At 69.6% G+C, this 26464-nt stretch carries 23 protein-coding genes; 14 read left to right on the top strand and 9 right to left on the bottom strand.

Annotation, left to right across the window (positions count from 1 at the left end; all coding sequences use genetic code 11):
* The first annotated feature begins 50 nt into the window (after positions 1-50).
* Positions 51-896, top strand: coding sequence for a D-alanyl-D-alanine carboxypeptidase family protein (locus tag KME78_RS18885; protein ID WP_246651310.1), 846 nt, complete (start codon positions 51-53; stop codon positions 894-896).
* Between the two features lie 33 nt (positions 897-929).
* Here KME78_RS18885 and KME78_RS18880 read toward each other — a convergent pair whose 3' ends face one another.
* Complete coding sequence (locus KME78_RS18880; protein ID WP_219530375.1) at positions 930-1127, bottom strand: hypothetical protein; 198 nt, start codon at positions 1125-1127, stop codon at positions 930-932.
* A 76-nt stretch (positions 1128-1203) separates the two neighbouring features.
* Between KME78_RS18880 and KME78_RS18875 the strand changes: the two genes are divergently transcribed.
* Positions 1204-2274 carry a LacI family DNA-binding transcriptional regulator gene (locus KME78_RS18875; RefSeq protein WP_219530374.1) on the top strand — a complete coding sequence of 357 codons (1071 nt, stop codon included), beginning with the start codon at positions 1204-1206 and terminating at the stop codon, positions 2272-2274.
* Positions 2275-2288: 14 nt separating this feature from the next.
* Here the strand turns inward: KME78_RS18875 and KME78_RS18870 are convergent, their stop codons facing one another.
* Positions 2289-3872 (bottom strand): flavin-containing monooxygenase, encoded by a 1584-nt coding sequence (locus KME78_RS18870; protein ID WP_219530373.1) that lies wholly within the window; start codon positions 3870-3872, stop codon positions 2289-2291.
* A 69-nt stretch (positions 3873-3941) separates the two neighbouring features.
* Positions 3942-4793: a patatin-like phospholipase family protein gene (locus KME78_RS18865; protein WP_219530372.1), complete on the bottom strand. Its 852-nt coding sequence runs from the start codon at positions 4791-4793 to the stop codon at positions 3942-3944.
* A gap of 88 nt (positions 4794-4881) precedes the next feature.
* Between KME78_RS18865 and KME78_RS18860 the strand changes: the two genes are divergently transcribed.
* Positions 4882-5457 (top strand): TetR/AcrR family transcriptional regulator, encoded by a 576-nt coding sequence (locus KME78_RS18860; protein ID WP_219530371.1) that lies wholly within the window; start codon positions 4882-4884, stop codon positions 5455-5457.
* A gap of 360 nt (positions 5458-5817) precedes the next feature.
* Here the strand turns inward: KME78_RS18860 and KME78_RS18855 are convergent, their stop codons facing one another.
* The 3 genes from KME78_RS18855 to KME78_RS18845 form a co-directional block, all read right to left on the bottom strand.
* Entirely contained in the window at positions 5818-6006 is a 189-nt protein-coding gene (locus KME78_RS18855; protein ID WP_219530370.1) for a hypothetical protein, read from the bottom strand.
* Between the two features lie 37 nt (positions 6007-6043).
* Positions 6044-6796 carry a hypothetical protein gene (locus KME78_RS18850; protein WP_219530369.1) on the bottom strand — a complete coding sequence of 251 codons (753 nt, stop codon included), beginning with the start codon at positions 6794-6796 and terminating at the stop codon, positions 6044-6046.
* Between the two features lie 153 nt (positions 6797-6949).
* Positions 6950-7528, bottom strand: coding sequence for a DUF6461 domain-containing protein (locus KME78_RS18845; RefSeq protein WP_219530368.1), 579 nt, complete (start codon positions 7526-7528; stop codon positions 6950-6952).
* 102 nt (positions 7529-7630) lie between these two features.
* On the opposite strand from KME78_RS18845, the gene KME78_RS18840 reads away from it, so the two are divergent.
* Together KME78_RS18840 and KME78_RS18835 are read left to right on the top strand one after the other, a co-directional pair.
* Positions 7631-8293 (top strand): rhomboid family intramembrane serine protease, encoded by a 663-nt coding sequence (locus KME78_RS18840; protein WP_219530367.1) that lies wholly within the window; start codon positions 7631-7633, stop codon positions 8291-8293.
* A 344-nt stretch (positions 8294-8637) separates the two neighbouring features.
* Positions 8638-11532 carry an ATP-binding protein gene (locus tag KME78_RS18835; RefSeq protein WP_219530366.1) on the top strand — a complete coding sequence of 965 codons (2895 nt, stop codon included), beginning with the start codon at positions 8638-8640 and terminating at the stop codon, positions 11530-11532.
* 25 nt (positions 11533-11557) lie between these two features.
* On the opposite strand, the gene KME78_RS18830 is transcribed toward KME78_RS18835, so the two are convergent.
* The 3 genes from KME78_RS18830 to KME78_RS18820 form a co-directional block, all read right to left on the bottom strand.
* Positions 11558-14104, bottom strand: a complete 2547-nt coding sequence (locus tag KME78_RS18830; RefSeq protein ID WP_308127020.1) for a M4 family metallopeptidase — start codon at positions 14102-14104, stop codon at positions 11558-11560.
* Between the two features lie 238 nt (positions 14105-14342).
* Positions 14343-15155, bottom strand: coding sequence for a TrmH family RNA methyltransferase (locus KME78_RS18825; RefSeq protein WP_219530365.1), 813 nt, complete (start codon positions 15153-15155; stop codon positions 14343-14345).
* Positions 15148-15921, bottom strand: coding sequence for a DUF4184 family protein (locus KME78_RS18820; protein WP_219530364.1), 774 nt, complete (start codon positions 15919-15921; stop codon positions 15148-15150). Before KME78_RS18820 ends, KME78_RS18825 begins: the two co-directional genes overlap by 8 nt.
* A gap of 212 nt (positions 15922-16133) precedes the next feature.
* Between KME78_RS18820 and KME78_RS18815 the strand changes: the two genes are divergently transcribed.
* The 9 genes from KME78_RS18815 (at position 16134) to KME78_RS18775 (ending at position 26417) form a co-directional block, all read left to right on the top strand.
* A complete protein-coding gene (locus KME78_RS18815) occupies positions 16134-16706 on the top strand; it encodes a cation efflux transmembrane domain-containing protein (RefSeq protein WP_308127019.1) in 573 nt (190 codons plus the stop codon).
* 134 nt (positions 16707-16840) lie between these two features.
* The gene (locus KME78_RS18810; protein ID WP_308127018.1) at positions 16841-18616 is read left to right on the top strand and encodes a substrate-binding domain-containing protein; all 1776 of its coding nucleotides are present in this window, start codon (positions 16841-16843) and stop codon (positions 18614-18616) included.
* Positions 18617-18935: 319 nt separating this feature from the next.
* Complete coding sequence (locus KME78_RS18805; protein WP_219530362.1) at positions 18936-20471, top strand: RNA polymerase sigma factor; 1536 nt, start codon at positions 18936-18938, stop codon at positions 20469-20471.
* A gap of 407 nt (positions 20472-20878) precedes the next feature.
* Positions 20879-21247: a hypothetical protein gene (locus KME78_RS18800; RefSeq protein WP_214637201.1), complete on the top strand. Its 369-nt coding sequence runs from the start codon at positions 20879-20881 to the stop codon at positions 21245-21247.
* A gap of 119 nt (positions 21248-21366) precedes the next feature.
* Entirely contained in the window at positions 21367-22371 is a 1005-nt protein-coding gene (locus KME78_RS18795) for a GNAT family N-acetyltransferase (protein ID WP_308127032.1), read from the top strand.
* Positions 22372-22524: 153 nt separating this feature from the next.
* Positions 22525-23355 (top strand): glycosyltransferase family 2 protein, encoded by an 831-nt coding sequence (locus tag KME78_RS18790; protein ID WP_219530360.1) that lies wholly within the window; start codon positions 22525-22527, stop codon positions 23353-23355.
* Between the two features lie 11 nt (positions 23356-23366).
* Positions 23367-24308 carry a glycosyltransferase family 2 protein gene (locus tag KME78_RS18785; RefSeq protein ID WP_219530359.1) on the top strand — a complete coding sequence of 314 codons (942 nt, stop codon included), beginning with the start codon at positions 23367-23369 and terminating at the stop codon, positions 24306-24308.
* Entirely contained in the window at positions 24305-25108 is an 804-nt protein-coding gene (locus tag KME78_RS18780; RefSeq protein ID WP_219530358.1) for a polysaccharide deacetylase family protein, read from the top strand. The genes KME78_RS18785 and KME78_RS18780 overlap by 4 nt, the downstream gene beginning before the upstream one ends.
* A complete protein-coding gene (locus KME78_RS18775) occupies positions 25101-26417 on the top strand; it encodes a lipopolysaccharide biosynthesis protein (protein ID WP_219530357.1) in 1317 nt (438 codons plus the stop codon). Before KME78_RS18780 ends, KME78_RS18775 begins: the two co-directional genes overlap by 8 nt.
* The last annotated feature ends 47 nt before the right edge of the window (positions 26418-26464 follow it).

The raw sequence follows: 26464 nt of genomic DNA, 5'->3' as shown, positions 1-26464 counted from the left end.
GAGTGCGAGTTCGGCATACTTAGCGATGATCACCTGCGACCATGTCAGGCATGCATATTGGGGGTTTCATCGGCTCCACCGCACTCGCCGTGGCCGTCGGGGTCTTGTCGCCCGCGACTGCCGCGCAGGCGGCGGACGCACCCGTAGTAGCGGCTAAGTCCGCTTATGTGATCGATTCGGCGGGAACGATCCACTTCAGCAAGCGCGAGACGCGCCGGGTGCCGGTCGCCAGCCTCGTCAAGGTGATGACGGCCTACGTGGTCCTCCGCGAGGCGAAACTGGGCGACACCATTACGATCACCGCGGCCGACGTCAAGCACGCGACCGCGAACGACGGCACGACCGCCTCCCTGAAGAAGGGCGAGCGGCTGACGGTCAGGGACCTGCTGTACGGGCTCATGCTCCCGTCGGGGGCCGACGCCGCCAGCGCGCTGGCCAGGACGTACGGGCCGGGCAACGCGGCGTTCGTGGCCAAGATGAACGCCGCGGCCCAGCGGCTGAACCTGGCTGACACCCGCTACACCAACCCCGACGGCCTGCCCACCCCCGCCAAGGGCGGCTACTCCACGGCCGTCGACCAGGCCAAGCTGGCGCAGGTCGCGCTCGGCGACTCGACGTTCAGGACGGTCGTCGGGCAGACCGTGCACAAGGTGGCCAAGACGGCATCGCACCGCGCGCACACGTGGCGCAACACCAACAAACTGCTCAAGCAGGCCGACGGCGTGCTGGGCGTCAAGACCGGCTACACGAGCGCGGCGGGATTCTGCCTGCTGTTCGCGGGAGAGCGCGGCGGCCGGCAGGTGGTGGGCGTGCTCCTCGGGGACCAGGACGCGCGCCGCTTCAGCACGGCCGAGAAGCTCCTGGACTACGCGGGCGAGCAGATCGCCGGGAGCTGACCCGGCTGGGCGATGACCTGGCGACCGGCCAGGTCATCGCCGGCCCGTGACCGCTTCCGGCCAGGCGACGGGGTCGAGCCGGTCGGCGGTCCGGCGCAGCGTGTGCGCCACCCGGACCCGGACCCTGGTCTTGTCGGGTGACCGCTTGATCGGCGCCCCCGGGAGTGCCTCCGCCAACCTGTGCCCATGACCCATCGCGGTCTGATGCGCGAGGACCTGCATGGCATCCATGTACTTCCCTCCTTAATCAATTAAGACCTTAATCGATTAAGAGGAGTCCGGCAAGACCGAGCGATACGGTTGGCGCATGGCCAGAGTCACGCTGCAGACGATCGCCGACAGGTTGGGCGTGTCCCGGGCCACGGTCTCCTACGCCTTCTCCCGGCCCGACCAGCTCAGCGACGGGCTACGGCGGCGGATCATGGAGGTGGCCGACGAGCTCGGCTACGCCGGGCCCAACCCGACCGCGCGGTCGCTGCGGCTGGGCCGGGCCGGGGCGTTGGGGCTGCTGTTCAGCGAGACCCTCGCGTACGCCTTCGCCGACCCCTACGCCATCGGCTTCTTCCAGGGGCTGGCCACCGCGGCGGAGGACGCGGGCGTGGGGCTGCTGATCCTGCCGCTGCCGCACGGCGACAGGCGCACCGAGACCGTACGCGACGCCGTGGTCGACGCGTTCTGCGTGGTCTCGCTGCCCGACGGGCATCCCGCGCTGGCCGAGGTGCTGGGCAGGAAGCTGCCCGTCGTCGTGGTCGACGAACCGTACGTGCGCGGCCACCCGTTCGTGGGGATCGACGAGCCCGCCGCCGGGGCGGAGGCCGCGCGCCACGTGCTCGGCCTGGGGCACCGGCGCATCGGCGTGGCCATGGTCGGGCTGCACGACGACGGCTACACCGGCTGGGCCGACGTCACCAGGCAGCGGAGTGCGGCGTTCGAGGCCATGCGCGCGCGGCGGTCCGGCTACCAGGCGGCGTGCGAGGACGCGGGCGTCACCTGGGCCGAGGTGCCGTTCTACGAACTGGCCCGCAACTCCCGGGAGGCGGGCAGGAAGGCGGGCCACGCGCTGCTCTGCAGGGACCCGCGGCCCACCGCCATCCTGACGAACACCGACGTGCTGGCGCTCGGCATCCTCGACGCGGCGGCCGACCTGGGGCTCGACGTGCCGCGCGAGCTGTCGGTGGTCGGGTTCTCCGACAGCGCCGCCGAGGAGGCCGGTCTCACCACGATCCGGCAGCCCCAGCAGGAGATGGGCGAGGCGGTCGGCCACCTGCTGCTGGCCGGCGCCGGACACGGGACACCTCCGCCACTCGCCGAGGACGGGCGGTTGCTGTTCGCACACCAGCTGGTGGTCCGCGGCTCGACCGCCCCACCCGCTCCCTGATCTCGTGTACGGCCTCAGTCTCGAAGGAATCCCCGGTAGCCGTTGGCCGCCACCTCCGCGCATATATCCCGATATACGCCTACACCGCCGACGTACGGCATGAAGACCCGAGGCTTCCCGGGGATGTTCGCCCCCATGTACCAGGAGTTCGCCCGGGGGAACAGCGTCAGCCCCGCGATCTCGTTCACCTGCTCGACCCACGCGTCCTCAGCCAGCGGATCCGCGTCGAGCGCCCGCCCGTCCAGCCGATCCAGGCACTCCGCGATCCAGTCCACATGCTGCTCGATCGAGACGATCATGTTGCTCAGCACCGACGGGCTGCCCGGCCCGGTGATCGTGAACAGGTTGGGGAAGCCGGCGCTCATCAGCCCGAGATAGCTCCTGGGCCCCGCCCGCCATTTCTCCCTCAGCGACAGCCCGCCCTTGCCGCGGATGTCAATGGCCAGCAGCGGGCCGGTCATCGCGTCGAACCCCGTGGCGTACACGATCACGTCCACCGGATGCTCGCGGTCGGCCGTACGCACGCCGCCGGGTGTGAGCTCCCTGACGGGTGCGGTCCTGAGGTCGGCGAGCGTGACGTTCGGGCGGTTGTAGGCGGCGTAGTAGCCCGTGTCGACGCAGACGCGCTTGCTGCCCAAGGGGTGGTCGCCGGGGAGAAGCCGGTCGGCCACCTCCGGGTTCCGTACGGTGGCGCGGATCTTGCCGCGGACGAAGTCGGCGGCCGTCCTGTTCGCCTCCTCGCTCATCATCAGATCGGAGAACGCGCCGAGGAAGGCCAGACCGCCGCGCTCCCAGCGCGCCTCGAACTCGCGTACCCGCTCCTCGTCCGTCACCGCCAGGGCGGAGTCGGGGTTGGGGCTGGTGAAGAGGCCGCTGTGTGAGGTACGGAGCTGGTGACGGAGCTTATGGTGGTTGGTCTTGAACCACTGGTCGTCCTCCGGCCGCAGCGGCCCGTTGTGCGCGGGGACGCTGAAGTTGGGCGTCCGCTGGAACACCGTCACGTGCTCAGCGCTCTCCGCGATGACCGGGATGGACTGGATGCCCGACGAACCGGTGCCGATGACCGCCACCCGCCGCCCGGCGAGGTCCACACCCTCGGCCGGCCACCGTCCCGTGTGGTAGGTCGGCCCCCGGAAGGAACCGGGCAGCCGGGGCAGGTTGGCCGCGGACAGGCAGCCGACGGCGGTGACGAGGTAGCGGGCCGAGAGCCGTTCGCCGCCCTCGGTCTCGACCACCCACGCCCCGGTCGCCTCCCAGGAGGCGGCCGTGACGCGGGTGTGCAGCTCGATGTCGCGGCGCAGGTCGAAGCGGTCGGCGACGTGGTCGAGGTAGCGGAGGATCTCGGGCTGCGTGGCGTACCGCTCGGTCCAGGTCCATTCGCGCTGGAGGTCCTCGGCGAAGGAGTAGGAGTACTGGAGGCTCTCGACGTCGCAGCGGGCTCCGGGGTAGCGGTTCCAGTACCAGGTGCCGCCGACGCCGCCGCCCGCCTCCAGAACGCGAGCCGACATGCCCAGGCCGCGCAGGCGATGGAGCATGTACAGGCCCGCGAAGCCCGCACCGATGATGATCACGTCGTGGTCGGTCGATCCTGGGGGCATCGCTCCTCCATCGGCGATCGAGGTGGTCCTCCCCTATAGGAGAACACGACCGTCACCCGCGTCTGAGGGTCAGCCGTCCCACACCGCGGCGACCTCGGCGGCGAGCTCGATGCCCCGCTCCCGGCCGGCCCTGGCGGCCGGGGCGCGGCGCTGTGGATCGACCAGGTTGCCCATCGACCGGCCGGCGATGGAAGGCCAGGTCTTCGGATCGGGCTCGACCAGCATGACGCGCGACCGCTCGCCCAGCGCGGCGATCTGCTCCTTCACGCCTTTCATGATGCGCCCGCCGCCCTGGGTCATCGGCGCGATCACCACGACCCGGTCGTAGCCCGTGGCCAGGTCGGCATTGGCCGCCGAACGCATCCCGCCGTCGATGTAGCGCCGCCCGCCGACGGTGGCGGGCGGCCGGAGGCCCGGTGCGGCGGTGCTCGCCGAGACGGCCGAGACGATATCCACACCACTACCGCTGTCGAAGTCCATGGGCTCCCCCGACTCGGCGTCGACCGCGGTGATCACCAGCCGGGTCCGCGGCCAGTCGCGCACGTCGCCGAGCCACGTGGCGATCTGCGACCGGCGTTCCTCTTCGGACACGGTCCTGGCGGCCAGCGCGATACGGCCCATCCGGGCGCCGAAGTCCTTGGCGTCCTTGGCCCTGCTGAGCTGCCATAGCAGGCGGAACACCCCGAAAGGTGACACCTTCGGGGTCGGCTCGCCCGCCGGAGGGGCGATCTGGCTGCCGTACAGGTGCTCGGGGTCCACCCCGCCGGCGAACTGGGCGCCCACGAGCGCCCCGGCCGACGTGCCGACCACGAGGTCGGCGTCGCGCAGGTCGACGCCCTTGGCGGCGAGACCCGCCAGCACCCCCACCTCCCAGGCGACCCCGACGACGGCGCCACCGCCGAGAACCAGCGCTCTACCCATCAGCACGCTCCTTCCGGTCCGTGAACACCAGGATCCTGGTACAACTGTATCGGGTACGTTTGTACCAGGTCTAAAAGGGAGTTTCGAGATGGCCCGCAAGGATGACCGTGAGCAGCGCCGGCGCGAGATCGCGGAGGCCCTCTTGCGGGTGGCCGGGACGGGCGGGCTGCACGCGGCCACGATGCGGGCGGTCGCCGCGGAGGCCGGGGTCTCGCTGCACCTCGTGCAGCACTACTTCACGACCAAGGAGCAGCTGATGGCCTTCGCCCTGGAGCACCTGGTCGCGCGGATGGCCGACCGGCTCAAGGGGCGATTCGCGGCCACCGGCTCCAGTCCGCGCGAGGTGATCGAGGCCGTCCTGGTGGAGGCCCTGCCGACGGATCCGCAGAGCCGGACGTTCCATCTGATCTACACGTCCTATGCCGTGCTCGCCATGACGGACCCGGCACTGGCCGCCCTCCCGTTCCTGGCCGCGCCCGACGCGATGGAGGAGTTCATCGCCGGGCAGCTCGGCAAGGCCGGCGTCGCCGAGCCCCGGCTGGAGGCGGTCGCCCTGCTCGCCATGTCGGCCGGGCTGGGCTCCGGCGTGCTGGCGGGCCAGCGCTCGGCCGACGACGCGCTGGCGGCGCTCCGCCACCAGCTTGACCGCCTGTGCCCGTCCTGAAGAGCCGGCCTAGGGGTATCCCTTGGCCGAGCCCTGAGGTGCCCGGTCCGTCCTCGATCTACGCTGAGTCCCACCTGCGGCCCAAGGCGCGCATGGCGGCTTCCTCCATCGAAGGCGGGGGGCTCGATGGCTCAAGCGCCATTCGCCCAAGGAACCAGTCGGCAGGTAGGCGATCACTGGCTCGGCAGACGGCTCGGCTCCGGCGGACAGGGGGCCGTCTGCGAGGTCTACGACGGGGGTGGCAGCCGAGCGGCCATCAAGCCGCCCAGGCTCGGCCGAATGGAAAGGGAGCAGGCCAGAGCCCGTTTCGCCAAAGAGGGAGCCGCCACCCGCCGGGTGGCGGCCTTCTGCATGGCAGGGTCACCATGGCCGCTGGTTCACCGCCGTGTCGGCGTACCTTCCGGGGCACCGGTGGCGGGCCAAGTTCAGCGGGCCGCCGTCCTGCTGGAGCGGGTGGTCGAAGATCAAGCGCTGGGTCTCGCGCCGCACCAGGACGGTGTCCCCGTCACCCGCGACCGCGTACGAGATCGCCAGGTCCATGAGGCTCATCGCCACCAACGCGCTGCCATCCCCGGACCGGGGGTTCTCACATGTGGAGTGATTGCGGGGTCGTGCCGGTCGGCGGGCGCAGCTTCAGGCGGCCCGGTGGCCCGACAGGCGGCTGGGGTGGCTCGGCCGGGGGCCGTCCCGTAGGCGCCGGTGGCTTGTCCGCCGCCGCCAGGCAGCCCCGGCACGGCACCCAGACGAAGCCCGACCACGCCGAGGAGCCGTTCCACGCCGATCCGGTCCACTGCCAGGACCAGGCGGTCGTCGCGTAGTAGCGGCTCTCGCCACAGGCGCCGCCCCAGCCCCATGTGGGCGCGAACGTGAACGAGGACGAACCCGACACCTGCCCGGTGCCGCCGCACTGCACCCAGGTGCTGCCGTCCCAGTAGTAGAGGAGGTTCTCGCTGATGTGGGTGGTGCGCCACCGGCTGCCGTTGCGGTAGGAGAAGTCGTCACCCCCGGTGTGGACGCCGTCCGGCAGGAACTCCATCCGCGACCGGGTGCCGTGCTCGTAGCTGCCCGTGCTGGAGGTGGCCCAGCCGTAGCTGAAGATCCAGTAGTTGGGCGGTCCCAGTTCCTCGAACTCGGGTTTCCAGATGTAGTCGTCGATGTCCCCGTCATAGCCGCAGATCCAGGTCTCGCCGCTGACGGTGACGATGTCGTCCTGCGCCGCGTCGTCGCACTGGTTGCCGGGGTAGTCGGCGTACGCGGAGCCCTGGCCTATGACCAGGGTCGCCGCCACGAGTAAGAACGTCGTGAGCACATGCCGCCAGCCGCGAAACGGCGCTTTCATAACGTACGCTTCCATGAATTCTTCGTGATCATGCGCACAAAGTAACTTCGGCCCAGGACTCCGTCAAGACGCACCTTACTCATCGTTACCGATGAGCTGAAAATTCACCGCGCATTCCAGATGATATAAATCCGCGAGTAATCCGGCCGTCGGTCAGGAAGTAGCCGAACTGCCCGGCAGACGCACGCCGATCCATTCGCCGACGGCCCAGGAGTCGTCGAGTTCCGTCCCTGTGATGGCTTCGGCCAGGGAGAAGGCGGCCCCTCTCGGGTGCTCGCTCCACTCGTCGGCCTCCACACCGAGGTCGTTCGCCCAGTCGCGGATCTCCCGCATCTCCGGGTCGTCCTCGCCGATGTCGTCAGCGTCGAAGTCATGGGTGATGCGGCCCTGGACGGCGTACGTGAGGTACGTGCTCCGCTCTCCAGCGACGATGTTGAGCGCCTGCCCTCCCTGGGACAGTGCGATGAGCACCGCGTCTCTGGAGCCGCGGCTGCTCCGTACCTCCAGCACCGCTATCCACTCCGAGATCTCGCGGACGAGCAGGCGCACGCCGACGGGGTCCGTCGCGAAACCGTCTTCGGCCTCATCCTGGACGGTCACCGCGCGAGGATGGGTCAAGTCCTCGCTCCGGGCGTCGAAGGCCTGCACGACCTCCTCCACCGTGGCGCCGGAAATCCAGGTGGCGCACATGAACTCGTCGAGCTGCGCCCAGGAATCACGGGCAGCGTACACATGCGCTCCTCGATTGCTGGTTCTCCGCTGATACCGAATTCGTGATCTTTTACCCCGATACTGGTGCCGCTCGCAAGACACGGACGGCCGAGGAGGAACCGGGTGGAGGCCAAAGGTCGTACGGCTGAGATCATGATCGCGGAAGCCCGCAAGGCGTTCTGGGTGATGGTCGGATTTCTCGCTGTCATCTGGCTGCTGCAGATCGTCAACTGGGCCTCGGGCTACGCGCTGAGCTACGACTACGGCGTGCGGGCGTGGGATCCGGCAACCCTGCCGAACATGGTGTCGTCACCATTCCTGCACTGGAGTTGGGACCACATCGAGGCCAACTCGGGGCCACTGTTCATCTTCGGCTTCCTGTCCGCCTACCGGGGCGTCGCCAAGTTCCTCAGCGTGACGGGGCTCATCATCGTGGTCAGCGAGCTCGGCGCCTGGTTCACCTCTGATCCACGGGGGGTCGGCGTAGGCGCGAGTGGCATCGTCTTCGGCTATTTCGGCTACACCCTGGTACGCGGCATATTCGACCGGCATCTGATCGACATCGTGGTGGGCGTGGTCATGGCCCTGTCCTTCGCCTATACATTCACCGGGCTGCTGCCCCAGGAGGGCATCGGGTGGCAGGCTCACCTGTTCGGCTTCCTCGCCGGCGTGGTGGGCGGTTGGCTGTTCCGCGACCGTGGCAGCCGTAACCGGCCGGCTCAGGCCGCACCCGAACAGAACCCCAGATCCGCGCTGCTGAAGGAACTGGACGACCTCGGGCTCTGACCGCGTGTTCAAGGGCAGCCCGTGCGAGTCGGGTAGACCCGTACCGTCTTGGGCTCGCCGCCGAGTCGTCGCGGTTCCCGTAATGAAAGAACCGCAGGCAGAATTTATTTATCGGGATACATAGAGAAAATAGCTCACACTCCTTTTAGCCCTTCTGTTAGCGCACGGTCAGCCCTTCTGGCGGGGGCACGTCCGCCGGGCAGACAAGATCATCACCGAGCGCGCCCGTCCGCTTTGGAACGTTACAGAGTGATATGCAGGGTAAAGCGAGGGTTGACCGTAGATGACTGGTAGTAGATAACGGTATTCGGCACGGGCACGAAACCCGACCCCGGGAGACGCCGATGACGAGTGTCGCCAGCCCCGCGATGGTCGGACGTGAAGCACCGTTGCGAGCACTCCTCGACGCGATCACCCGACCGCCCGCTGTGGCCCTGGTGGAGGGCGAGGCGGGGATCGGCAAGACCCGGCTGGTGCGGGCGGCCATCGACGTCCTGCGCGACGGCGGCCGCACCGTGCTGCTCGGCCACTGCCACCAGCTCAGGGAGCCGTTCCCGTACGGCCCGGTGCTCGACGCGCTGCGCCACGTCGCCGCCGCCCTGCCCGAGGCCGCGGCGCTCAACCCGGTGACCGGGGCGCTGCGCGGCTACCTCCCCGAGCTGGCCGGGCACCTGCCGCCGTCGCCACCACCTCCGCCGGTCGACGACCCGCGAGCCGAGCGGCACCGCCTGTTCCGCGCGGTGCACGCGCTGCTGGACGCCGCGGCGCCCGCCGTACTCGTGGTCGAGGACCTGCACTGGGCCGATGACGGCACCCGGGACCTGCTGCGCTTCCTCACCCACCAACCGCCCGAGGGCCTGGCGCTGGTGATGACCTTCCGGCGGGAGGACCTGCCCGTGCCCGGGCTGCCGCTGGGCCACGCCTACCGGCATCCGCCGGGCGCCAACAGCCTGGTGATCTCCCTCAAGCCGCTGGACGTCGAGGCCGTCAGGACCCTGACCAGCGCACTGCTCGGCCGCTCCCAGGTGACGGAGGGCTTCGCCGCCAGACTGCGCGAACGGACCGCCGGCGTCCCGTTCCTCATCGAGGAGGTCGTCCGCTCGCTGCTCGACGGCGACGGCCAGTTCCCCGGCGGCGTGGAGGAGCCGGAGTCGCTCGACCGCATCGCGGTGCCGCTGCTGCTCCGCGAGGCGATGGCGGAGCAGCTCGCCGGCCTGTCGCTGCCCGCGCTGCACGCGGTGCACGCCGCCGCCGTGCTCAAGCTGCCCGCCGACGAACGGCTGATCGCCGCCGTCGCCGCCGCCCCCACCGGGGCGGGCCTGCTCGAGGTGCTCAAGGCGGGCGTCCTGCTGGAGCACCCCGACGGCCAGTACGGGTTCCGCCACGCGCTCGCCCAGCAGGCCGTCTACGACGCGATCCCCGGCCCCGACCGGCAGCTCACCCACAGACGGGCCATGGCGGCGCTCACCGCGCTGGACCCGCCGCCACTGGTACAGCTCGCCTACCATGCCAGGTGCGCGGGCGAGTACGAGGCGTGGCGGCAGCACGGCGGCGCCGCCGCGGACCAGGCGGCGGCCCTGGGCGACGTCCCGCTCGCGGTCGAGCTGCTGGAGGGCATGCTGGCCGATCCCAAACTGCCACGCGAGGCCCGCGGCCCCCTGGCCCTCCAGCTCAGCCGGCTCGCGGCGATCGGGCTCTCCCACCGGCGCGCGGTGCGGATGCTCCGCCACCTGCTGTCGGACGACTTCCTGTCCAGGGAGGTCCGCGGCGAGGCCCGGCTGAACCTGGGCGTACTGCTGGCCAACCAGGCGGGCGCCATCGCGGAGGGACGCCAGGAGGTCCTCGCCGCGCTCCCCGACCTGGAGGGCAGGCCCGGCATCGCCGCCAGAGGGCTGGCCCTGCTGGCGATGCCGGCCTACGGCGCCGAGCCGATCGCCACCCACGAGAAGTGGATGGACCAGGCCGAGAGCCTCCTCGGCACCGTCGCCGACGAAGACCGCGAACTGACCGCCACGGTGCACGCCAACAAGGTCACCTTCGCCATGCTCGTGGGCTCGCCCGACGCCTTCGCGCTGGCCGGCACGCTGCCCGTGAACGACCCGTCGGCCGCGGTACGCAGGCAGGTCGCGCGCGCCTACTCCAACCTGTGCGACGCGGCGATCGCGCTCGGCCACTACGGCCCGGCCGACCGGTTCGCGGGCGAGGGCAGGCGGATCGCCGAGGAGACCGGCGCGCTGTACCCCGCGTACCTGGTGGAGGTGTCGTCGATCAAGCTCGACTGGCTGACCGGGCGCTGGGACGGCCTTCGGGAGCGGGCGGCCGCGGTGGTCGAGGTGGTGCCCGAGGCGCCGCTGCTCACCGTGGACGCCCGGCTGGTCCTCGGCATGCTGGCGCTGGCCAGGGGCGAATGGGAGGAGGCGGAGGAACGCCTGGCGGCGGCCGGTCCGCGCGAGCTGGACTCGGCCTTCCTCCCGGTGGCCGCCGCCGCCTCCGGCGGGCTGGTCGAGCTGCACCTGATCCGCGGCGCCGTGGACGCCGCGCTGGCGGAGGCCGACAGCGCGGTGACCAGGCTCCGGCGCAAAGGCGTGTGGGTGTGGGGCGAGCAGGTGGTGCCGGCGGCCGTCACCGCGCTGCTCAAGGCCGGACGCTCCGACCAGGCCGCCGAGCTGGTGGCCGAGTTCGCCGCGGGCATCGAGGGCACGGACGCGCCGGCGGCCGAGGCGGCGCTGGAGTCGGCGCACGGAGCGCTGGCCGGCGCGGAGGGCCGGTTCGAGGAGGCCGCCCGCCGCCACGGCCGGGCAGGGGCCGCCTACGAGGCGATGCGGCGGCCGTACGGGGCGGCACGCGCGGCGGAAGCCGAGGCGGGCGCGCGGCTCGAACTCGACGACAGGGAAGCCGCCGCGGAGATCATCGCCCGCGCGGCCGAGCGGTACACCGCGCTCGGCGCCACCCACGACGCCGCCCGCTGCCGCCATCTGCTGCGGGAGATCGGCGCGGGCAGCCGGCCACACGGGGGCCGGAAATCCCGCGCGGGCAGGAAGGCCAACGGGGTGCTGTCGCCGAGGGAGAGCGAGGTGGCCAGGTTGGTCGCGCTCGGTCAGACCAACAGGGAGATCGCCGTGGTGCTGTTCCTGTCGCGTCGCACGGTGGACACCCACGTGGCGCGGGTGCTGCAGAAACTCGGCGTCCGCACCCGCTACGAGGTGTCCTCCTCCATGAGCGAAGCCCCGGCCGGATGACCGGCCGGGGCTGTGGTGCCGTGTGTCAGACGGTGATGCTCCAGGAGTTCAGGTAACCGGTGTCAATCAAGTAATCGTCGGTGACTTCGAGCACCCAGGTGCCCGCCGCCTGCTGGCTCACCGGGACCGAGTACGTCCTGGTGCCGTACGAGGTGCAGCTGGTGCCGCCGGAACTGTCGACCTCGTACCACGTGCCGTTCGGCCCGCGGAGCCGGATGTGGAGATCCTCCGCGCAGGTGTGGACGATGGTGACCGACAGCCTGACCGGCGAGACCGCCGAACCCGTCGCGGTGGAGGTGATCGGGCTCTGGATCGTGCTGTAGTCCCTGATGGTGTAGTCGGTGCCGTTGGTGAACGTCCTGCCGCCCGAGGTGCCCTGCACCGTGAGCGCGTAGGTCGTGGTGTGCGTCGCCGTCACGCCGGTGCCGGTCACGGTCACGGTGTACGTGCCGACGGGCGTGGTCGCCGCGGTCGAGATCGTCAGGGTGGACGAGCCGCCCGAGGTCACCGAGGCCGGGTTGAAGGTGGCCGAGGCGCCCGTGGGGAGGCCGCTGGCGGCCAGGTTCACGGCCTGCGCGGTGCCTGCCGTCGTGGTGGTGCCGATCGTGGTGGTGGCCGCGGATCCGGCCGTCACCGTGCCGGAGGCCGGGCTGGCCGAGATCGAGAAGTCACGGGTCGCGGTGCCGACCTGGAGGGTGAAGGTCGCGGTGTGCGTGAGCGACCCCGTACCGGTGACGGTGATCTGGTAGCTGCCCTGCGCCGTCGAGGAGCCGACGGACAAGGTCAGGGTGGAGGAGTTGCCGGAGGTGACCGACGAGGGGCTGAAGCTCGCGGTGACGCCACTGGGCAGCCCGGACGCGGTCAGGTTGACCGTCTGGGCACTGCCGGACGTGGTCTGGGTGCTGACCGTGGACGTCACCGACCCCCCAGGCTGGGCGCTGCCGGTCGATGGGGTGAGTGAGAGCGAGAAGTCGTTGGTGGCCGTGCCACAGGCGGGCTCGCCCGTCGCCGCCGCCACGCTCACCGCGCTCCACGCCGCCTTGGTGGTGTTGCACTCGGCGCTGTTGGCGCCGAACAGCTCGATCGCGGCCGCGACCGAGGCCGCGCGGACGTTGGTGTAACGCCAGGCCGAGGTCTTGCGGTTCAGGGCGCCCATGTAGATCTGGCCGGCCTTCTGCACGCCGACGCCGGTCACCGAGGACGGGCCGCCGGAGCAGATCGGGCTGGAGGGCTTGCCGCCGCCGGGGTTGTTGCCCTCGGCCAGCAGGTAGAACCAGTGGTTCAGCGGACCGGCCGCCGCGTGCACCTCGGTGCTGGGGATCGAGGAGGAGTAGCAGTTCGGGTCGCCGAGCGCGCTCGGGTTGTACATGTTGCGGATCGGCCCGTCGCCGACGAGGTCCACCTCTTCGCCGACCAGGTAGTCCGGCGGGTCGTTGGGGTTGTTGGCGTAGGCCTCGGTCAGAGCGCCGAAGATGTCACCGGTGCCCTCGTTGATGCCGCCGTTCTCGTTACCGGAACCGGCGCCACCGGGCGTGGTCTGGAAGATGGCGTGCCCGAACTCGTGCGACACCACGTCGATGTTGCTGGCCTGCCGGGCGTTGTCCTGGCTGTGGCCGAAGTTGGTGTAGCTGCCGTTCCAGTAGGCGTTGACGTCGGCCAGGCCGACGCGCGCGGGGAAGCCCCGGCCGCTGCCGTTGATGCCGTTGCGGCCGAGCCAGGCACCCAGCATGTCCCACTCGCGCTGGACGGAGTAGAGCGCGTCGACGCAGGCCGTCTCCAGGTTGGTGCCCGAGGCGTTGCCCCACGCGTCGTCGGTGCCGGTGTAGGCGGTACCGCCCTGCCCGCCGCACTGGATGCCGGGCCTGGTCGTGTCGGTCATCGAGTACGAGCTGCCGGAGCCGCTCGTGTTGATGGTGACCTGCCCGTAGTAGTAGCCGTTGCCAGTGCCCTCGCGTACCTGGTCGTAGGAGTCGGCGATCTTGCCGGTACGGGCGTCCACGAACACGTGCTGGATGCTCGGCCGGCCCTTGACCAGGCCGCTGACGACGGCCTCCCAGGTCAGCGCGGGCTTGTCGCCCCAAGCGAGCACCACCAGGCGCGGGGCGGCGGAGTCGTCGACGCGCGAGAGCCGGGTCTTCGCCACCTCAGTGGCCTTCTCCGCGCTGATCCTGGCCTGGGTCTGCACGTCCGGGCTGCTCGGTCCGGCCGCCGCGACGGTGTCGCGGACGTGGCCCGCCGAGTCGGTGACGACGACCGCGTCCCCGCCGATCACCGGCAGGCCCTTGTAGGAGCGCTCGTAACCGACGAAGAACATGTCGCTGGTGCCGCGGGTGACCGACACGCGGCTGTACGCCTCGTCAGGTCCCTTGGCCAGTTTGTCGAGCCCGCTGGAGACGGCCTTGTCGGCGACCGCCGCCGCGAGCGAGGCCGGGTCGGCCGCCGCTCGTGCCTGCGCGCTGGAGGAGTCCTTGATGGCTCCGGGTGGGGCGGCGTGCGCGGAAGGAACGAAGACAGACATCGAAGCGGCCGTGGCGAGTCCCACGGCCGCGGCGGCTAAGGCGGTGCGTTTCACGCGTCGTGCTCCTTTCGGCATTTCCCGGGCGCCACGACGTGCGCGCACGCCGACCACCGCGCCGCAGGGATCGCCTGGGCCACGGAGCCGACCGGGAAAAGGGGGGTGGGCGAGCATGCCGTTTCACCTTGCTGCCGCCAGACGCTAGGCGCTGCGCTCGGGCCTGCAAATCCGTATGTGCATCAGTAGGCATACCGATGTTTTCGGAACGCGCTGGCCACGGACCACCGGACGGCCGTCAGGCTCCGTCGACGCGCGTCAGACTGTGGCAGGCGATCGCGGCGGCGGCCACCACGTTGAGGGAGTCCACTCCGGCGGCCATGGCCGCCGGGCTCATCGGGATGCACACCGACTCGTCCGCCTCGCGCATCCAGCGGGACGACAGACCGTCCCCCTCGGAGCCGAGGAGCAATGCCGCCCGCTCCCCCATCTTCACCTTGTCTATGGGTGTCACCCGCTGATCGGGCGTCAGTGCCAGCAGGGTGTAACCCGCCGTACGGATCCGCTCCAGGCCGCCGTACCAGTCGTCCATCCGCCCGTACGGGATGGAGAAGACCGCCCCCATCGACACCTTCACCGACCGCCGGTACAGCGGATCGGCGCACCGAGGCGACAACACGATCCCCTCCACCCCCAGGGCGGCCGCGCACCTGAAGATCGCGCCCACGTTCGAGTGGTCCACGAGGTCCTCCAGGACCACCACGCGTGACGTGCCCGCCAGCACCTCCTCCACCGGCGGCAGTGGCAGGCGTTCCATCGACGCCAGTGCCCCCCGATGCACCTGGAACCCGGCGACGCCCAGCATGGTCTCGTCGCTCACCACGTACACCGTCGCGTCCCCGAGTACGTCCGCCAGCGGCTCCAGCCAGCGGGGAGTCGTCAGGACCGATCTGATCGGGTAGCCGGCGGCGATCGCGCGTCTGATCACCTTCTCGCCCTCGGCCACGAACAGGCCGCGCTCCGCCTCCAGGCTCTTGCGCAGGTCCACGTCCCTGAGCCGGGTGTAGTCGGTGAGGCGTGGGTCGGCGGCGTCGGTTACGTAGTCAGGCACCTTCAGATACTGCCACGACGCGCATGACCTGCCAGACCACCGCGTAGCAGGTGAGCACCAGGCAGAGGCCCACCAAGGTGCCCGCGCCCACCTTGGTGACGACGCTCGCCAGGCCGAGACGGGGGTTGGGCTCGTCGACCAGGGGCCAGAGGAAGGCGCCCGCGACGGTGCCGACCGTACACAGCACGAGGACCACCCGCCGTAGCGCCGAGTGGATCCGCAGCCGGGCGGGGACGGTCGCGGCGGACATCCGGGTGAGGCCGCGCCAGGCCCACCACACGACGACGGCCAGGCCGATCACCGAAGAGGTGTACTGGAGCAGGCGGAACAGCCGCACCACCCCGAACACCGACACCGAGAGCCAGGAACCCCACTCCTCGGGACCGGTGGAGTGGGTGAAGGAGTCCCACAGGACGTGGGAGGCGGCGCCGATCACGGCGCCGGACACGACGGACGGCAGGTCACGAAGGCGCGGCGGGCTCAGGGTCGCGGCCCGGCCCGCCAGGGCGGGCGGCAGCAGGGAGATCAGCGGTTCGCGGAAGAGCAGGTGGAACAGGCCCAGCAGGATGACGACGGCGGCCAGGTCGATGGTGACGACGCCGTAGTAGGAGTGCCAGTCGCTGTAGTCGGGCAGGAACGGCAGGAAGATCGGGAGGTCGGGGACCATCGCCCCGATCGCCAGCGCCCACGGGTTCGCCAGGCGGCGGAGCAGCGGCGACGACATCAGCGGGAGCACCGCTGCCATGTGACTGGGCGTGAACGGCACCGGCTCCAACCCCTCCCCCGTGGCTGATCTTCGTAGATTACCTCGCGAACCTTGAACAAGCTTTGCCCGTAACCCCTAAAGTCACGATTAGTAATGGGTAGCTTACGTATCGCTGTCGACGGCCGGGAGTCGGGATTCGGGGGTTCGAGGTGCCTGAACAGCGCGTTCACGCTCATCCGGCCTCGTCAGCCGACTGGCTGCGCGCTGCGCGCGTGGCTCGCTCGCTCTCGGTGGGGACCCTCGTCTGGCTGGCGGTGGAGAGCTCGCTCGGCCTGGCCGCGGGGCTGTCGGCGCATTCGGTGGCGCTGATCGGCTGGGGGCTGTCGGCTCTCGTGGAGGCGGCGGCGAGCCTGATCGTCGTCTGGCGCTTCACCGGCTCGCGCACGCTGTCGCCGAGCGCGGAGCTCAGGGCGGGACGGGCGGTGGCGGTGAGTTTCTGGCTGCTGGCGCCCTACCTGGTGATCCATGTCGCCCACGATCTCGATGTCGGTCACCGGGCCGTGCCGACCCTGCTGGGCATCGTGGTGACGGCGGTCAGCCTGGTCAGCATGCCCATACTGGGGCTGGCCAAGCGGCGGCTCGGCCGGCGGCTCGGGTCCCCCGCGACCTCCGGGGAGGGCACCCAGAACCTCATCTGCGCCGCGATGGCGGCGGGCGTTCTGACCGGACTGTGGCTGAACACGCTCGGCTGGTGGTGGGTCGATCCGGTGGTGGCGGTGGCATTGGCGGGAGTCGCCGCGAGGGAGGGGACTCGGGCCTGGCACGGTCACTCATGCTGCCACTGACCGTCACACCGGGTAATCGGCGCACCAAACGGGCTGTTTTGCCACAGTAAGCGCACCGAGTATCGTTCCGGAAGTATTGCGGAGCATCTCCCGCTAGGGTCTCCGGAAGGTCCCGACACACCGAAGAGGACATCGTGGGGCGACACCGCACAGACGAGCTCGATGGCGGCTACCAAGCCCAGGAACCGACTCCCCGAAAGCGTGGGAACGGTGGTGGCCGCGGCAAGGTGTTCGTCCCGCTCGCCGGAGCGGTCGCACTCGCTGTGCTTCTGGGCGTCGCGGCATTCGTGATCTTCAACCGCGACCATGACTGTTCGAACGGCAAGCTGGCGCTGCGCGTCGTCGCGACCCCGGACATCCAGCCCGCGATCAACAAGATCGCCGGCAACTACAACAAGGCCATGCATTCGATCGACAGCCGCTGCGTCGAGGTGACGGTGGCCAAGGAGGCCGCGGCACGGACCGCGAACTCACTGGCCGCCGGCAAGGTCAACGCCGATCTGTGGGTGGCCGACTCCAGCCTGGTCGTGTCCAGGCTCCGCGGCCAGGCCGCGGGCGCCACGGTGCCGGAGGCCACCGGCTCGGTCGCCACCTCGCCGGTCGTGCTGGTGGCCGCCAAGGCCTCGGCGGCCAAGCTGGCCAGCAGCCTCCAGCCGAGCTGGGCGGGCGTCATCGCGGCGGCGAACGTCGCCAACCCGGACGGACCCGGCAAGAAGATCCGCGTGCTGGCCCTCGACCCGCAGAAGAACTCGGCCGGGATGGCCGCGCTGCTGGCCGCCGCGGGCCAGGCCCAGCAGGCCGGTCAGGGCAAGGCGCTGGTGGGCGCGCTCAAGGAGCTGTCGGGCCAGCTCGTCGCCGACCCGACCGCGCTGCTGGCGAGCCTGACCGTGAAGTCCGGGAGCAAGGTCCCGATCGGCGTCACGTCCGAACAGACCATCTACCTCCATAACACGAAAAAGCCGGACAGCCAGGTGGTGCCGCTCTACCCGGCCGAAGGCACGCTCAGCCTCGACTACCCGATCGTGATCGTCACCAAGGACCCGGCGATACAGAAGGCCGCCACGGCGTTCCAGCAGGAGCTCGGCACCGAGTCGGCCCACCGGACGCTGCGCGACCAGGGCTTCCGCACGCCTGACGGCAAGGCAGGCGACGCCCTGTCCAAGGACAAGGGCTTCAATCCGGCCAAGCCCGAGGCGCTGCCCGCCCCCGACGACAAGACGGTGGTGAGCATGGCGCAGACCTGGTCCCGGCTGAACCTCGGCACCCGCCTGCTCACCCTGGTCGACGTCTCGGGCACGATGGCGCTGCCGGTCCCCGGCACGAAACTGACCCGCATGCAGGCGATCGGCAAGATCGCCGTCGAGGGGCTCGGGCTGTTCCCCGCTGACGCGGAGATCGGGGTGTGGACGTTCTCCACCCACCTCGACGGGCAGGGGAAGGACTGGCGCGAGCTGGTCTCGGTCGGACCGCTCAGCGAGACCGTCAACGGCGTGCTGCGCAAGGAGGCCATGGCCAAGCAGTTCGCGACGGTCCAGGCCAAGCCCACGGGCGACACGGGGTTGAACGACACGCTCAAGGCCGCTTACGCGGACATGACGAAGTCGTACCAGGAAGACAAGATCAACACGATCGTGGTCCTCACCGACGGCGCCGGCAACGACGATCCGGACGGCGGGCTTTCGAATAAGCAAATCCTGAATTATCTCAAGAAGACGTATAACCCCAAGCGCCCGGTCAGCATCCTGCTCATTGCTTTCGGCCCTGACGCGCCGAAGGGCAAGCAGCAAATGGACGCCGTCGCGCAGGCGACCGGCGGCGAGGCGTATATCGCCAAGAACGTGCTGCAGGTGCGCGACTTCTTCCTCCAGGGCATGCAGCGCCGCCTCTGCGCCCCGCGCTGCGACGGCTAATTCCCCTTTTCTGTTACGGCCAGCATGGGCCAGCCCCACCCACCGACCGGGGCTGGCCCCTGTCCAGGGACACGCTCCTGAGGTTCACGTAGCTGGGCGCCGTGACGTGCGCCCCCTTGACCCTTGCCTCTCTTTTCTCACCCCGAGTCACATCTGACCCTGTTTCCCCAGCTCATGCCTGTTAGGCATGGACCCGCACACGGTGGTAACCCCCCTTGACCGGGGAGGCGTCCAACCCGCCGTGGAGGCTTTCGCCTTCGATCTGCGGGGAGGAAACGTGTCTGGATGGCCGGCTGTTGACCGCGGTGACGATCAACAGGTGGTTGACGCGCTTCGGTTGGGTGCTGTCGAAGGCGCTGCCAAGCTCTATGACGCTTATGCGGAGCGATTGCACGATTACGCGTGCTCTCTTACCGGAGAGCGCGACGCCGCGGCCGATTCCGTGCATGACGCGCTGGTCACCGCGCACGGATGCGTATTCCGGTTGAAGGAGCCCGGCCGGCTCAGAGCCTGGCTGTATGCGTTGACCAGGTTCCAGGCCGCCGCCCGGCTGGCCCACAGGAGCGGCTCGGCGAGGTCCGGCAGCGTGCCGTTACCGGTTTTCGACGAGCCGGACGACCCCGAGCTCGCCGAACTCGTGCACGAGGCGCTCAGCGAACTGAAGCGGAACGAGCGCGAGGTTCTGGAGCTGTCGCTGCGGCACGGGCTCGCTCCGGCCGAGGTGGGGGCGGTGCTCGGTCTGACCTCCCGCCAGGCCGTCACCCGGCTCGGCCGGGCTCGTGATCATCTGGAGAACGCCGCCGCCGCCGTCATCCTGGCCAGGACCGGACGGGCGCACTGTCCGGACCTGTCGGCGATGCTGGACTCCTGGGAAGGGCCGCTCACCCCGCTGCTGCGGCGGCGGTTGTCGGGGCACATCTCCGGGTGCGAGGTGTGTACCGAGGGACGGCATCGGCAGGTGGCGGCCGCGCGGCTGCTCGACCTGGTGCCGGTGGCCTTTCCCCCCATTTCGCTGCGCCGGCGGGTGGTCGACACCTGCGTGAACCCGGAGCGGGACCAGACCCGGACACTGATCACCGACCGGGGCGACAGCTTCGACCGCACGGGGTTCCCGGTGGCGGCCGAGCGGCGGTCGCGGCGCCGCAGGCCGCGCAGCCTCGCGCCGGTGTTGCTGGCCGGCGCGGCGGTGCTCGCGGCGACCGGGGCGATGGTCGTGATGAACACCGGAGACCCCGCCAAGACCGCGCTGCGCGTGACCCCCACCCCCTCGGTCTCGCCCTCCACCTCCCCTGATGAGCTGACCGGCAGCACGCCCGAGCCCGCGCTGGAGGACGACACCACGCCCGCCCCCGATCCGTCGCCCACGTCCTCCCCCACCGGCGTGCCGAGCACGAGGCCCCCCGCCACCTCCGCGACCACCAGGCCGGCGGCCGCTCCGACGGCCACCCACCGGCGGACCGCGCGCGGTGCCCGGTTCGCCGCCTCCTGCCCGGGGAGCGTCGACGAGGCCGCGAAGATCGGGCTGACCGCGCGCAACGCCACCGTCAGGTGGAGCGCGACCGCGTCGGCGGGGCTGGAGGTGCTGCCCGTGAGCGGGTCGATCAAGGCGGGCGGCTCGGTGGCGATCTGGGTCATGGTCAACGACCCGGCCACCAGTGGCAGCGGCTCGGTCTCGTTCAGCTCCAACGGCGGCAGTGCGAAGTGCTCGCTGTCGTGGGAGGGCGGTCCGGAGCAGACGCCGGAACCGCCAACCGACCAGCCGACGGCCGGCCCCGACCCGACCGAGACGCCCAGCGGCCCGACGCAGAGCGCGTCCGTGGACAATGTCCAGGTGGACCCGGCCCACGACTCCTGACGGCCATTCCCCCCACGCGTGACAGGCCACCGGTATCCGGCCGATGCAGCCATACGGCGTGACATTCCGCCTGATAGGGCGCAGAAATCCTGACTGCCGGCCGTCGAATCGCCTCCCCTGGATCAGCGCGACCGGTGGGCCACGAGTACACTTACGTTACAAATGGGGAGAAACCGGACCTTAGCTCGAAGATCTTGCGGCATATAGGGCATCCTTGGGGTTTGGGGACCGCGACGGAGGCCGGATTCAGCTGGGCATGTGTTGAACACCACATGCGGAATATTTGTCTGCCGGTAAACCAGAGCGCGTCGCCAAGCGTCGGCATTGACGTGTCCACGGGCGGATTGGTCCCATGAAATGCGATCAATCGCGCCTTTACCCAGCTAGATCCAGGAGAGAGACGGTAGATGCTCAAGCACCGCAGAGCGTTGACGTGGCTCCTCGCGCTCGCCTGCATCGCGGGAGCGGTGATCGCGCTGTTCGACATCCAAACACCGCTGCGCCCGTTCCTCATCTCTCTTTTCCTTCTGGTGGTGCCAGGAGCGGCAGTCGTAGGACTGTTGCGTGATCGTGACCCACTTGCCGCACTATCAGTAGGCGCTGCGGCAAGTCTCGTGCTTAACGTGCTACTTGCTCAAGCCATGCTGCAGTTCAACGCATGGTCGCCCCGGGCGGGGGTGGCGACGGTCGCCGTGCTCGGAGGCTTCATGTACGTGCTTCGCGTGTTGTACCGGGGGAAGAACATGCAGACCGAACAGGGGGCCAGGGCAAGGTGAAGATCACAGTAGTCCGCCCCGGAGACCTCGGCGAGTCCGAGCGGGCCCGTTGGCGCGCGCTCCAGAAGGCAGACTCGAGCCTGGACAATCCCTTCCTGTCCGTCGAGTTCGCCTTGGCGATGGATCGCCTGCGGGATCGGGTGCGGGTCGCGGTCATCCAGGACGAGACCGGCATCGCCGGCTTCTTTCCCTACGAACGGCACAGCTTCGGCATCGGCAAGCCGCTCGGCGGCTTCCTCACCACCTGCCACGGCCTGATCTCCGTCCCCGACCTGCGGTTAGAGGCCAAAGCCCTGCTGAGGGCCTGCAAGCTGAGTGTCTTCGATTTCGACCACCTGGTCGCGGGGCAGCCGACGTTCGCGCCTTACGAGAGCGACGTGCGCCCGGCGCCGGTCATGGACTTCACCCAGGGCTTCGACGCGTGGCTCCAGCAGGTGAAGACCAATTCCCCCAAGAACCTGAAGACCGTGCGCTACAAGGAGCGCAAGTTCGGCAGGGAGCAAGGTGGGCTGCGCTTCGAATGGGCTTCGGCCGATCCGGAGGTGCTGCGCACCCTGCTCGCGTGGAAGTCCGACCAGTACAGGCGGACGGGCCGGGTCGACCGGTTCGCCCAGCCCTGGATCGTCGAGCTGATCGATCTGATGTTCGCCGAGAATTCAGCCGACTTCTCGGGTGTCCTTACCATGCTGTACGCGGGAGACGTGCCAGTCGCCGGCCATTTCGGACTGCGCACGGCCACCACGCTCGTCGGGTGGTTCCCCGCCTACGACACCGAGTTCGCCCGGTATTCACCGGGCATCGTGCACCATCTGCAGATGGCTGAGGCTGCCGCGGCGGCCGGTCTGCACATGGTGGACATGGGCAAGGGCGGCAAGGAATACAAGGACTGGCTCAAGAGCGGGGTGCTGTACGTCGCCGAGGGCCGCGTCTCCCGACCCTCCGCTTCGGCGGCGGTGCACTGGATGGGCAGAACTCCTTTCAACAAAGCCCGAACAATTGTCATGGACCGGCCGTCTCTTTATAGGGCAGCCGATCGCGTCCTGAAGGGCTTCGGTCGGGTGCGCAGCTCTTTGCACCAGGAGTCATCGAACGCAGTCGTCAAAGAACCAACGGGAGCGCGCTGAGCGCTCCCACCCCCACAGCACAGCAAGCCCCGCGCAACCCTCGCTCTCAGAGGACCCTTCATGCACCGTTCGCAGCACCGCCATTCCTCCCGGCACCCGGGAGTGGCTGCGCCCGGCCCGCATGGTGGGGTCTCGGAAGGAAACTCCCTCACCATGAGTCCCGACATCAAGCACAACGGCAAAGTGCAGGTCGCGCCCCTGCGATCGATGCCGCCGATTGAGCGTTTCACACCTGTCACCCCGCACCTGGCCATCTCTCCGACGGTGAGCGTGGTCGTCCCGGCCATGAACGAGGCGGACAACCTGCCGCATGTCTTCGCCACGCTGCCGCAGTGGATCGACGAGATCATCCTCGTCGACGGCAACTCCGTTGACGACACGGTGGCGGTGGCCAGACGCCTGCGACCCAACGTGAAGGTGATCGCCCAGACCGGCAAGGGCAAGGGCGACGCCTTGGCGGCCGGCTTCGCGGCGGCCAGCGGCGACATCATCGTGATGATCGACGCCGACGGCTCCACCGACGGCCACGAGATCATCACGTTCGTCGGCGCGCTGGTGACCGGCGCCGACTTCGTCAAGGGCTCGCGCTACGCCGCCGGTGGCGGCAGCGACGACCTGACGTTCGGCCGCCGGTTGGGCAACCGAGTCCTCACCGGCATAGTCAACGTGATGTACGGCACCCAGTACACCGACTTGTGCTATGGCTACAACGCCTTCTGGGCCCGCCACCTGGAGGCGCTCGACCTCGACTGCGACGGCTTCGAGGTGGAGACCCTGCTGAACGTCCGCGCCGCCAAGGCCGGATTGAAGGTGCACGAGGTGCCGAGCCACGAGCGCAACCGGATCCACGGCGAGAGCAACCTGCGCGTCGTGCGTGACGGCATGCGTGTGCTGACGACCATCCTGCGAGAGTGGCGCCGCCAGCCCGCCCCACCGCAGCCCAAGCCCGCCACTGCTCCGGCCGCGGACCGGGGTGTCGCGTAAGAAGGTCCGTTGTGAAGACGTCTGTTGTCATCTGCGTATACACCGACGAGCGGTGGGAGGACATCAGGCAAGCCGTCGAGTCGGTCGAGCAGCAGCGATGCCGGCCACACGAGCTGATCCTGGTCGTCGACTACAACCCGGACCTGCACCTGAGACTCAAGCGTGCCTACCCACAGGCCATTGTGGTGGAGAACACGCACGAGCAGGGGCTGTCCGGCGGCAAGAACACCGGCGTGGCCACGGCCACCGGTGACATCGTCGCGTTCCTCGACGACGACGCGGTCGCCGATCCCGGATGGCTGGAGGCTTTGGAGGAGGGCTTCCAGGATCCGGGCGTCGTCGGCGTCGGTGGTCGTACCGATCCGCTGTGGGCGTCCCAGCGCAGGCCGCGCTGGTTCCCGTACGAGTTCGACTGGACGGTCGGCTGCTCCTACCGCGGCATGCCCGCGGTCAAGGCGCCGATCCGCAACGTGATGGGGGGCAACGCCGCCTTTCTGCGTGAGGTCGTCTCCGAGGTGGGTGGCTTCCACAGCGGCATCGGGCGCAGCGTGCAGGGCCGCAAGAGCCGGCCGCTGGGCTGCGAGGAGACCGAGTTCTGCATCAGGCTGAGCCAGCGCAAGCCCGGCTCGGTCATGCTGTTCGAGCCGCGCGCGCTGATCGGGCACAAGGTGTCGCGCCAGCGCGAGGGCTTCGCCTACTTCAGGTCCAGGTGCTACGCGGAGGGACTCTCCAAGGCCCTGGTCACCAAGGAGGTAGGCACCCAGGACGGGCTGGCCAGCGAGCGGGCGCACGCGCTGAAGACGCTGCCGCTCGGCGCGCTGCGGGGCGTCGGCGAGGCCTTCCGCGGCGACGTCGGCGGGCTCGGCCGGGCCGCCGCGATCGTGGTCGGCCTGGCCTGGACCACCTGGGGGTACGTGGTCGGTTCGGCACGGTTGAAGGCGGTGCGCGCATGATCCGCGTACCGATCCTGATGTACCACTCCGTCGCCGACAACCCGAACGACGAGACGCGCCCCCACTCGGTACGCCCGTCGGATCTGGACGAGCAGCTCGCCTACCTGTCGGAGAGCGGGTTCACCCCGCTCACGCTGGGCGATCTGGTGGCCTCGCTGAACAACAACAACGGCAGGAGCATGCCGGCCAAGCCGATCGTGCTGACGTTCGACGACGGCTACGCCGACTTCCACAGCCACGCGCTGCCGATGCTGGACCGCTACAAGTTCCCGGCCACGGTCTTCCTGACCAGTGGCTGGGTGTCGGACGCCGGGGACGACGCCGCGGGCCGGCCGCTGGACGACATGCTCACCTGGGGCCAGGCTCGCGAGGCCGCCCAGACCGGCATCGAGATCGGCGGCCACAGCCACAGCCACCCGCAGCTCGACCAGCTCCGCACCGACGAACTACGCCAGGAACTCCGCCGGAACAAGGGTCTTCTGGAGGACATGATCGGCACGCCCGTCGCCACCATGGCCTATCCCTACGGCTACTCCAGCGCCCGCGTGCGCCGGGAGGTGCGCAAGGCCGGCTACTTCGCCGCCTGCGCCGTGAACAACACCATCGCCGCCGACCGCCACGACATGCTGGCCATCCCCCGGCTGACCGTGGCCCGGCACACGTCCATCAGCATGTTCAAGCGCGCCGTCGAGGGCAGCGCCGTCCCCCTCATCTACCTGAAGGAGCGGGTCCTCACCAAGGGCTACGCGATCGTCAGGCGCACGAGGTACGGCCTGCAGCGGGTGCGTGGCCATGTCTAACCTCTGGGGGAGAGTGCTGCGCGACCTGCGTAGCCCGCTGTTCCGTAACGGTTACGCGCTGATGGCCAACACGGCGATCACCGCGACGCTCGGCATGGGCTACTGGCTGCTGGCCGCCCACTTCTACACGCCCGAGGAGTTCGGCCGCGGCCAGGCGATGATCACCGCGATGCGGCTGTTCGCGTCACTGACCGCGCTGGGCCTGGTGGGCGCGCTCTCGCGCTTCCTGCCGCTGGCGGGCCGCCGCATCCCCGAGCTCATTCTGCGGGGGTACGGCCTGGCGGCGGCGACCGGCGGCGTGGCGGCACTCGGCTTCCTGCTGACCCTGCCGCTGTGGGGGCAGACCTACTCGGTGCTCGGCGGGTTCGGGCCGGGGCTGTTCTTCCTGGCCTCGGTGCTGGTCTGGTCGGTGTTCACGTTGCAGGACGTGGTGCTGACCGGGCTGCGGGAGGCCACCTGGGTGCCGCTCAACAACCTGGTCTTCGGCCTGGCGAAGATGGGGTTGCTGGTCGCGATGGCCGGCGCGCTGCCCGACGGCGGCATCTTCACCTCTTGGATGGTGCCGACGGCGCTCGCGCTGATCCCGGTCAACTGGCTGATCTTCGGCGTCATCGTCCCCCGGCACATGAAGCGGACCGAGACCGTCCAGGAGCCGCCGCGCCTGCGCGAGATCGGCCGGTTCCTGGCCGGCGACTTCCCCGGCACGCTGTCGATCCTGGCGATCGTCTACCTCGTGCCCACGGTCGTCGCGACCCGGGTGGACGAGGCCACGTTCGGCCGCTTCTCCATGGCCCACACGCTGGCCAGCATGATCGAACTACTGGCCATGAACATGGCCGTGTCACTGACCGTCGAGGGCTCCTTCGACCGATCACAACTGGCCGAGAACTGCCGCCGGGCGCTGCAGCGGGCCTTTATGATCATCGTACCGATCATCGTGGTGGTGCTCGCGGGCGCGCCGCTCATCCTGAGCGTCTTCGGGGACGGCTTCGCGGCGGTGGGCACGACGCTGCTGCGGCTCATGGCGCTGGCCGTGCTGCCGCGGGTGCTGATCGAGGTCTATCTGAGCGTGCTGCGGGCGCAGAGTGACGCGCGCAGACTGGCCGGCGTGCAGATCGGGCTCGCGGTGCTCGTGGTGGTCTCGATCCTGGGGCTGTTCCCGTTCGCCGGAGTCAACGCGGTGGGGTACGGCGTGCTGCTCAGTGAGACCCTGATGGCACTTTTGATCTTCAAATCTCTACGCAAAATACTCATTGTTGGCGATATGCGACCGGCGAGCGTCACTCAGGGGTCGTCCGGGGCCGCATGATGGTCAACGTGAGGCAACGTGACGGCGATGGCATGACAACGGGGATC

The organism is Nonomuraea guangzhouensis (assembly GCF_019396345.1).
Taxonomy (GTDB): Bacteria; Actinomycetota; Actinomycetes; order Streptosporangiales; family Streptosporangiaceae; genus Nonomuraea; species Nonomuraea guangzhouensis.
The sequence above is the reverse complement of the archived record's forward strand: the minus strand, read 5'-3'. Positions and strand labels throughout refer to the sequence as shown.